Annotated in this window: 1 protein-coding gene; it reads left to right on the top strand. The window is 69.1% G+C overall.

Translation table 11 applies throughout. The features are described from left to right. The first annotated feature begins 144 nt into the window (after positions 1-144). Positions 145-552: an STAS domain-containing protein gene (locus tag ABD205_RS07030; protein WP_344043806.1), complete on the top strand. Its 408-nt coding sequence runs from the start codon at positions 145-147 to the stop codon at positions 550-552. Positions 553-627 lie beyond the last annotated feature (75 nt).

Here is a 627-nt window from a genome sequence, read left to right as displayed (position 1 = left end):
TTGCTCGCCACGTCGTTGCCACATGCCCCGACGGCGTACGCGGCGTACGGGTTCTTGGCTCGTCAGGCCACCTCGCCTACTCTGTCCGTGAGGACTTGAGGAAGTCGGGTCCGTTGCGCTTATCGGCTGTCTCTGGTGGCAATCATGGCGACAACGTTCCGAACACGTCTCCGCGGAGACACCGCCTTCTTGGTCATCGACGGCGACCTCGACATCGCCGCGCGCGAAACCCTGGCCGCGACGCTCAGGGATCTCGAGCAGTACGCGCCCGAGACGCTCGTCGTGGACGTGACGGCGGTGCCCTTCGCGGACTGCAGCGGCCTCCGCGAGCTCGACCGCTCGCGACGTCGGGTCGAGGCGACCGGTCGGCGCTTCCGGATCCGCGACGCGGATCCGGCGCTGGTCCGGGTGGCACGCCTGGCGCAGTACGTCGAGCTGGCGGAGACCATGACCTCGGGTGCGCCGAGTCGGCGCAACATCGCCCACGTACGGGCCCGAGTCGGCGCAACCTCGCACTCCAGCAAGGCCGAGTCGGCGCAACGTCGCACCTGAGCAGCGCCGAGTCGGCGCAACTTCGCACGCGTACGCCGCCCGAATCGGCACAACCTCGCAGGCGAGCGCCTGCAA

Origin of the sequence: Nocardioides panacihumi (genome assembly GCF_039530925.1) — a bacterium.
Classification (GTDB): domain Bacteria; phylum Actinomycetota; class Actinomycetes; order Propionibacteriales; family Nocardioidaceae; genus Nocardioides; species Nocardioides panacihumi.
This window is presented reverse-complemented; position numbering and strand designations above follow the sequence as displayed.

Bases quoted from the DNA above. Each gene is read 5' to 3' on its own strand.
- ABD205_RS07030 (WP_344043806.1), top strand. From the start codon at position 145: ATGGCGACAACGTTCCGAACACGTCTCCGCGGAGACACCGCCTTCTTG.